This is a genomic window from Actinoplanes sp. NPDC004185, assembly GCF_053603475.1.
This window is the reverse complement of sequence record NZ_JBSGFR010000106.1, coordinates 1-7,189: the sequence shown is the minus strand read 5'-3', so window position 1 is coordinate 7,189 and position 7,189 is coordinate 1. Positions and strand designations below refer to the sequence as shown.

7 protein-coding genes and 1 pseudogene are annotated in these 7,189 nt (G+C 71.0%); 5 read left to right on the top strand and 3 right to left on the bottom strand.

What is annotated here, in order from left to right; translation table 11 throughout:
- Both ACWEOZ_RS43985 and ACWEOZ_RS43980 read right to left on the bottom strand, forming a co-directional pair.
- Window positions 1-903, bottom strand: a pseudogene (locus tag ACWEOZ_RS43985) (hypothetical protein); the annotation flags it as partial.
- Between the two features lie 123 nt (window positions 904-1,026).
- A complete protein-coding gene (locus tag ACWEOZ_RS43980; RefSeq protein WP_451916621.1) occupies window positions 1,027-2,028 on the bottom strand; it encodes a LacI family DNA-binding transcriptional regulator in 1,002 nt (333 codons plus the stop codon).
- Window positions 2,029-2,194: 166 nt separating this feature from the next.
- Here ACWEOZ_RS43980 and ACWEOZ_RS43975 point away from each other — a divergent pair, with 166 nt between their 5' ends.
- The gene (locus ACWEOZ_RS43975) at window positions 2,195-3,151 is read left to right on the top strand and encodes a DUF808 domain-containing protein (protein WP_451916620.1); all 957 of its coding nucleotides are present in this window, start codon (window positions 2,195-2,197) and stop codon (window positions 3,149-3,151) included.
- Between the two features lie 10 nt (window positions 3,152-3,161).
- Here the strand turns inward: ACWEOZ_RS43975 and ACWEOZ_RS43970 are convergent, their stop codons facing one another.
- Window positions 3,162-3,632 carry a YybH family protein gene (locus ACWEOZ_RS43970; RefSeq protein WP_451916619.1) on the bottom strand — a complete coding sequence of 157 codons (471 nt, stop codon included), beginning with the start codon at window positions 3,630-3,632 and terminating at the stop codon, window positions 3,162-3,164.
- A 107-nt stretch (window positions 3,633-3,739) separates the two neighbouring features.
- Here ACWEOZ_RS43970 and ACWEOZ_RS43965 point away from each other — a divergent pair, with 107 nt between their 5' ends.
- The 4 genes from ACWEOZ_RS43965 (at window position 3,740) to ACWEOZ_RS43950 (ending at window position 7,129) form a co-directional block, all read left to right on the top strand.
- Complete coding sequence (locus ACWEOZ_RS43965; RefSeq protein WP_451916618.1) at window positions 3,740-4,405, top strand: TetR family transcriptional regulator; 666 nt, start codon at window positions 3,740-3,742, stop codon at window positions 4,403-4,405.
- A 61-nt stretch (window positions 4,406-4,466) separates the two neighbouring features.
- Window positions 4,467-4,784, top strand: a complete 318-nt coding sequence (locus ACWEOZ_RS43960) for a hypothetical protein (RefSeq protein WP_451916617.1) — start codon at window positions 4,467-4,469, stop codon at window positions 4,782-4,784.
- Window positions 4,785-4,924: 140 nt separating this feature from the next.
- Window positions 4,925-5,683 (top strand): hypothetical protein, encoded by a 759-nt coding sequence (locus tag ACWEOZ_RS43955; protein ID WP_451916616.1) that lies wholly within the window; start codon window positions 4,925-4,927, stop codon window positions 5,681-5,683.
- Between the two features lie 414 nt (window positions 5,684-6,097).
- Window positions 6,098-7,129 (top strand): glycoside hydrolase family 11 protein, encoded by a 1,032-nt coding sequence (locus ACWEOZ_RS43950; protein WP_451916615.1) that lies wholly within the window; start codon window positions 6,098-6,100, stop codon window positions 7,127-7,129.
- The last annotated feature ends 60 nt before the right edge of the window (window positions 7,130-7,189 follow it).

Below are 7,189 nucleotides of genomic sequence, written 5' to 3'. Positions count from 1 at the left end.
GAGGTGGGCAGCCGAAATGAGAGCGACAGCCCGGACGTCTAGACCGAAGCCTGGCCGGGCCGCGGTCCTAGGGCAATGAAACAAGTAGCCGAGATGAGCGTGCCGGGGTAGTCGGGCGGCGAGTACAGCGGCTCGTTCTGCAGTGTCACGGCGTGGATCGGCAGGGCCCTGGGCGGCGTACGCCTGCACCGCCCGCCGGTAGTAGGCCGCCAGGGTGGGCACGTGCTGGTCGAGCAGGTTGCCGCCGATCAGGCTGTTGTTGGCCTTCATCCAGGCCGGCGGACTCCACACGCTCGCGAAGATCAGCAGGTTCGGGTTGATCTGCCGGGCCTGCTTGAGCACGTTGATGATGCCGTAGTCGATGTCCTTCTGGATCGAGAAGCGCGACAGCGCCGGATCGGCCGCGCCGTCGTCGTAGGTGTAGAAGGCCCGGCTGGTGAAGTCGCTGGTGCCGAAGGTGATCCGGGCGACGTTGAAACCCGCGCCGGTGCTCGGATCGAGCAGCAGGCGCAGCGTCCGCTCCCGGGCGGTGGCGCTCATCCGCGACAGGTTGTAGATGGTCGACTCCTCCAGCGAGGAGCCGAAGCCCAGGACGCTCTGGTACTGCCGGCCGGTGTTCGCGGTGATCGTCGCCGCGCCGCCCGCCGCCACGATCGGCACGTCCGGCTGCCGCGACAACCGGTACGGCGTACCGGCCAGCCCGGTCGCCGGGTCGGCGTACCAGTTCGCGTTCACCGGCTCGAAGCCGGCGGTGCGCGACTCGGAACTCCAGTAGACCTGCACCGACGTGGCGGCCGACGCCTCGCCACCGATCGCGACGGCACCGGCGATGCCGACGAGGGCGGTGACGGCGACGGCGGCAACCCGCGACCGCGACCGGCGGCCGGGGACAGATGGGAGCACACGAACTCCTTCCAGGGGTACGGGGCTTGCGTAACAGATACGAAACATCGTTACAGGCATCCGTGTCAATGAATAGCCCGTTATCCCTGTGAAGGAGCGTGTAACAAACGCCAGCTTGTTACATCAGCGGGGCGGAGCTGCGGTGGAGCCCCGGACCACCAGATCGGTGGCCAGCTCGACGTGCCGGGCGTCCAGGTCGTGCCGCTGGATCAGCCGGATCAGCATGGTCACGGCCATCCGCCCCAGCTCGGCCAGTGGCTGGCGCACGGTGGTGAGCATCGGGTCCGTGGCCTGGCTGACCGTGGTGTCGTCGAACCCCGCGATGGACAGCTCCTCCGGGACCCGCAGGCCGCGTTCGCGCGCGGCCCGCAGCGCCCCGACCGCGATCTTGTCGTTGAAGCCGACCACCGCGGTCGGGCGTTCCGGCTGGTCGAGCAGGGCGCAGGCGGCGTCGTAACCCTGCTCGACGGTGGGCTCGTCGACGAAGCGGAGCAGGCCGGGCGACGGGAGGACGCCGACGTCGGCCAGGGCGGCCAGGTACCCGGTCATCCGGGCGTCGGTGACCAGCCAGTCCCGCGGGCCGGCGACGATGCCGATCCGCCGGTGCCCCAGCTTGACCAGATGGGTCATCACGGTGCGGGCGCCGGTCGTGTGCGCCGCGGAGACCGCGACGATGTCACGCGGCGGCGGCGTGCGCGGGTCCAGCACCACGAAGGCGAAGCCGCGGTCGCGCAGCCGCTCCAGCTCGGGGCCCGGCTCGGGCGGCAGGATCAGGATCCCGCCGCCGACGCCCTGGCGGCCGGGCAGGACGGACAACGCGCCACTGCCCCGCGCGGCCTGGCCCGCATTGAGAATGGCCGTCATGCCGTGCAATTCCACGGTTTCCACGACCGACGACACCATCGGCCCGAAATACTCGTCGAGAAGGTACGGGCAGCGAATGTAGATGGCGCCCGGATCGGCGCGGAGCCGCTGCCCCTGGCCGCCCAGCCGGCTCACGGCCTCGAGGACGACCTCACGGGTGCGCGGCGCGACATTGGCCTGGCCGTTGAGCACCCGGGACACCGTGGCGATGGAAAGTCCGGTGTCGGCGGCCACCTCCCGCACCGTTGCATGCTGTCGCAAGAAGAAACCTTTTCCCCGGCTGTCCCAGACCCGCCGATGATAGCGCTTACCGGTGCCGGGGAATGGGCCGTCGCCGATGGGCCGGACCGGGCGGCATGCCCCCGGCCCGCGACGTGGGCGAGAATGGGCGGACACGCTCGCTGCTCAGCTTCGGAAGGAACCTCTCTTGGCCGGTGGACTCGTAGCCCTGCTGGACGACGTGGCGGTACTGGCCCGCGCCGCCGCCGCGTCCCTCGATGACGTCGGGGCGGCCGCCGCGAAGGCCGGCGCCAAGGCCGCGGGTGTCGTCATCGACGACGCCGCCGTCACGCCGCAGTACGTACGGAGCCTGGCGGCCGAGCGGGAGCTGCCGATCATCAAGCGCATCGCCCTGGGGTCCCTGCGCAACAAGTTCCTGATCATCCTGCCCGCGGTGCTGCTGCTCAGCCAGTTCGTGCCGTGGCTGCTCACCCCGATCCTCATGCTCGGCGGGGCGTACCTGTGCTACGAGGGCGCCGAGAAGGTCTGGGCCAGGATCGCCCACCATGACGCCCACGGCGCGGGCGACGAGGCCGCCCCGGACGAGAAGACCCTGGTGTCCGGGGCGGTGCGCACCGACCTGATCCTGTCGGCGGAGATCATGGTGATCACCCTCAACGAGGTGATCGACGAGCCGTTCTGGTCCCGCCTGGCGATCCTGGCCGTCGTCGCGGTGGTGATGACCGTCCTGGTGTACGGCGCGGTCGGCCTGATCGTGAAGATGGACGACGCCGGGCTGCGCCTGTCCGACCGGTCCGGAGCCGTCGCGACGTTCGGCCGGGGCCTGGTGCGGGCGATGCCCCTGGTGCTGACCGGGCTGACCGTGCTCGGCACCGCCGCGATGCTGTGGGTCGGCGGGCACATCCTGCTGGTGGGCACGGACGAACTCGGTCTGCACTGGCTGTACGGGGCCGTGCACCACGTGGAGGAGGCCGCCCACGACGCCACCGGCGTGCTGGGCGGGCTCGTCGGGTGGCTGGTCAACACGGTGTTCAGCGCGATCCTCGGGCTGATCGTCGGCGCGCTGATCGTCGCGGTCATGACCTTCACGGTCCACCGCCGCCGGGCGAAGAGCACGGCCGAGGCGGGCGCCGACCGGCACTGACGGCGGTCGCTCACTTCCGTACGCCGTCACCGGCCTCCCACAGCGGCAGCCGGAACGTGGCGTAGGTGAACTTGCCGCTGATGAGCCCGTCGGCGTCGAAGTGGAAGACGTCCAGGCCGTGCCACTGCACCCGGCCGCCGTAGCGGGCGCGGGCGAACCAGCGCAGCATCGGCATCGCCCGCCGCCCGTGGGCGCCGGTGAGATCCAGCCGGCACACCCACCGGATCGTGGCCCGGCGCCGCGGCTCGTCGATCACCTTGTCGTAGACGTCGAACGTCATGGCCCCGAACCGTCCGGCGAACTGCGGCGCGAATTCCGCGCGGATGGCCGCGCGGCCGTGGCGCTCGGGCTTCTTGCCGGGCAGGTACGTGGCGTCCTCGGCGAAGAACGACATGACCAGGTCGAGATCGGGTTCGGGCTCGTTGAAGGCGGCCACGAAGGCGTCGATGGTCTGGGCGAGGTCCGTACCGGCGGTCGTCACGAAATGCTCCGATCACATTGGTCGATCGATGAGTGCGCGACGCTAACAGAACACCGTCTTCTTAACAAGAGAACACCGTTCTGGTAATTCTCGGTTAGATTCCTGGCATGCAGGCGCCATTCCAGCGGGCCCGCCGCCCGGACCAGAAGGACCAGCGGCGGGAGGCGATCGTCGGCGCCGCCGCCGAGCTGGCCCAGCGGTCCGGGGTCGCCTGGGTCAGCCTCGGCGACATCGCCACGGCGGTCGGGCTCGCCAAGTCCAATGTGCTGCGCTATTTCGGCACGCGGGAGGAGATCTACCTGCGGCTCACGATGCGGGAGGGCTCGGAGTGGGCCGCCGCCGCGAGCGCGGCGTTGCGGACAGCGGAGGGGGCCGGCGCCGCGGCGTCGGCTCTGGCGGACGCGTACGCCGACCGGCCGCTGTACTGCGACCTGACCACGCACGCCGAGACGATGCTGGAACACAATGTGACCATGGCCGTGCTGCGGGAGTACAAGGTGTGGGCCATCGACACGTACATGCAGGTGGGCCGGCTCGTGGCCGGCGCGTGCCCGCCGATGTCCCCCACCGACGGCGCCGCGCTGGTCATGGCGGCCAGCGCGTTCGTCGCCAAGCTGTTCCCGCTCACCCGGCCCCCGCAGGCCCTGCGTGAGCTGTACGCACGCGAACCTGAGATCGCCCGGGTGTTCCCGCCGTTCCGGCCGACGCTGACCCGCATGGTCGCCGCCACCGCACAGGGGCTCATCCCGCCCGGGACGTTCACGAAAGACTGACGCTGCGGCGCGTGGGACGACACGGGCGCGTGTCGGCGGCCCGGAACCGTACCTTGTGAGCATGGCGACGGAGGCGACCCGCGATGCGCGGCCCTCGTTGCCGGCCTTGCTGGCCCTGCTGCTCGCCCTGATCGCCGGGCTGTCGGCACCGCCGCTCCCGGCCGAGCACAGTGGTATCGCTGCGACCGTGACGGCCGGGGCGTCGCAGCACTGTGACACCACGGTCGAGGTTGCCGCCGCTGCGACGACCGTGCTGCCGCCCGTACCGGTGGCGGTTGAGCATTGTGATCTTCCCGCCGCCGGCCGCGAGCGCGTTCTGCGCACGCAGCTGGTGGTCGCGGCCCGCGCCGCGCGCGCACCGCCCGCCGCGTCCGTCTGACGATCCGCCCGGGCCGGCCTCGGCCCGCTCCCGGTCGTCCTGCGTCGCGCCTCGAGCCGGGCTTCCCACCTTCCCCGGCTGCGGGCGGGACGGCGCTGCCGATCCATCGACTCCGTTTCTATCGAGGGACTTCTCTGACCATGAACGTGGTAGCGGACATGCTGTTGACCGACCCGGCCCCGCTGGCGATCTGGGTGACGCTGCTGCTGGCAGCCACCCTGTCGGTGCTGGCCCTGGCCGGTGTCGACGGCGCCCCGGATCCGCATCTGGTGCTGCTGGATGCCGTGCCGGGGGTGCGCCGCCTGCGGGCGCAGCGGGCCCGGCGCCGGGCGGACGCCGCGCACGCCGTGCGGTATGCCGACGAGCTCGTCGTGGCGACCGGGCGCGCCGCCCGGGTGGCCGCCCTGTGGCGCGAGCACGCCGAGCAGAGCGCGCAGGCCGCCGACACGGCGTGGCAGGCCTGGCAGGACGCCGAGCAGCGGCTGGTCGTCCTGCGGGCCGCGTCCGCCTATGCGATGCCGGACGCCCGCACCACCGCCGAGCACGCCGAGCGTGAGCGCTTCCTGCACCGGGCGCTCCGTGCGGCTGTCGGCCGCGGGGACCTGCCCGCCGAGGCGCTCACCGAGGACAGCGACTGGGATCGGTCGCTGCACCCGGTCGAGCAGGAGCGCGCCGTGCAGCGGGCCATCGTGGCCCATCGACACGCGCTGTACCAGCGGGCGGTCATGGCGGAGAAGGCCGTCCGGCACGACGCCCGGCTGGCCGTCGCCACCCGTGACAGCCTGCGGCAGGAGACCGCCGTCGCTGTCGCCCGGGCCGGCGCCGTGCGGCACCTGGCGCCGGATCTGCGCCCCGGCCCGGTGTCGCGGCCCCGGCGGACGGTGCTCGCTCCCGCCTAGCTCGACCGCTCCGGCCATCCGGAAGGTGCCCGGATCTTTCGCCGGTCGATGTCCGAATCCCTGATCTCCGCGCGAGGAGCATCAGCGACCCTCCCTGTTGCTGCTCGCCCAGGTGGGAGTGCTGGCCAGCAGAACGCTTCACCTGCGGAAAGTCCGGCAGTCCGATCGAGTTTCCGGAACGTTTCGGAAAAGTTTTGACAAGCGGTGAACCCGGCCCCTACCGTCGCCATCGACGGCACTCAATGACCGTCAAACTGCCATCCATCGCGACCCGCTCCCGGTCGTGCAGGACGACCGGTCCCACCGCGCGGCACGACGCCGATGCCCGGCGGCCATCCACCCGGCCGCCGGCAGACCGCCGGCCCTCACCGCGCCGCTGGCCCCCGCCAGCCGTCACGAGGAGGAAGCACCCACATGACCGACATCCCCATCCAGCCGAGGAGACGCCGCGGCCTGCGGATGCTCCTCGGCACCGCGTGCACGGCGGTGCTGGCCGTCGCCGGCACGGTCGTCGCGGCCCCGAGCGCGCACGCCGAGGCCGACCGGACGGTCAGCTCCAACACCACCGGCACGCACAACGGCTACTACTTCTCGTTCTGGAAGGACAGTGGCAACGCCAGCATGACGCTGCGCGAGAACGGCCGGTACTCCAGCAGCTGGGACCGCAGCACCAACAACTGGGTCGGCGGCAAGGGCTGGGCCACCGGCAGCCGACGCACGGTCACCTACTCCGGCAACTACAACCCGGGCAACAACAACACCTATCTCGCCCTGTACGGCTGGACCCGCAACCCGCTCATCGAGTACTACATCGTCGAGAACTTCGGCAGCTACAACCCGAGCAGCGGCGCGACCCGGATGGGCACCGTCACCTCCGACGGCGGCACGTACGACATCCTGCGCAGCCAGCGCGTCAACCAGCCCTCGATCGACGGCACCCAGACGTTCTACCAGTTCTGGAGCGTCCGGCAGTCTAAGCGCAGCAGCGGCACCATCACGATCGCCAACCACTTCGACGCGTGGGCACGGGCCGGCCTGAACCTCGGCACCAACCACAGCTACCAGATCATGGCGACCGAGGGTTACCAGAGCCAGGGCAGCTCCGACATCACCGTCAGCGAGGGCAGCTCCAACCCCGGCAACCCGGGCAACCCGACCACCCCGCCGCCCGGCAACCCGGGCAGCAACTGCACCGCGACGATCTCGGCCGGCGAGAAGTTCGGTGACCGCTTCAACCTCAACGTCGCGGTCAGCAACGCGAGCAACTGGATCGTCACGCTTAACCTGAACGGTGGACAGAGCATCCAGAACAGCTGGAACGCCGCGGTCACCGGCACCAGCGGAACCGTCACGGCCAGACCGAACGGCAGTGGCAACAACTTCGGGGTGACGATCATGGCCAACGGCAACTGGACGTGGCCGACGATCGGCTGCCGCACCGGCTGACCCGGTCGTCCCCTGACACCCGCACCTCGTGGCGCGGCGGCGGCCGCCCCCCCCCCCCAC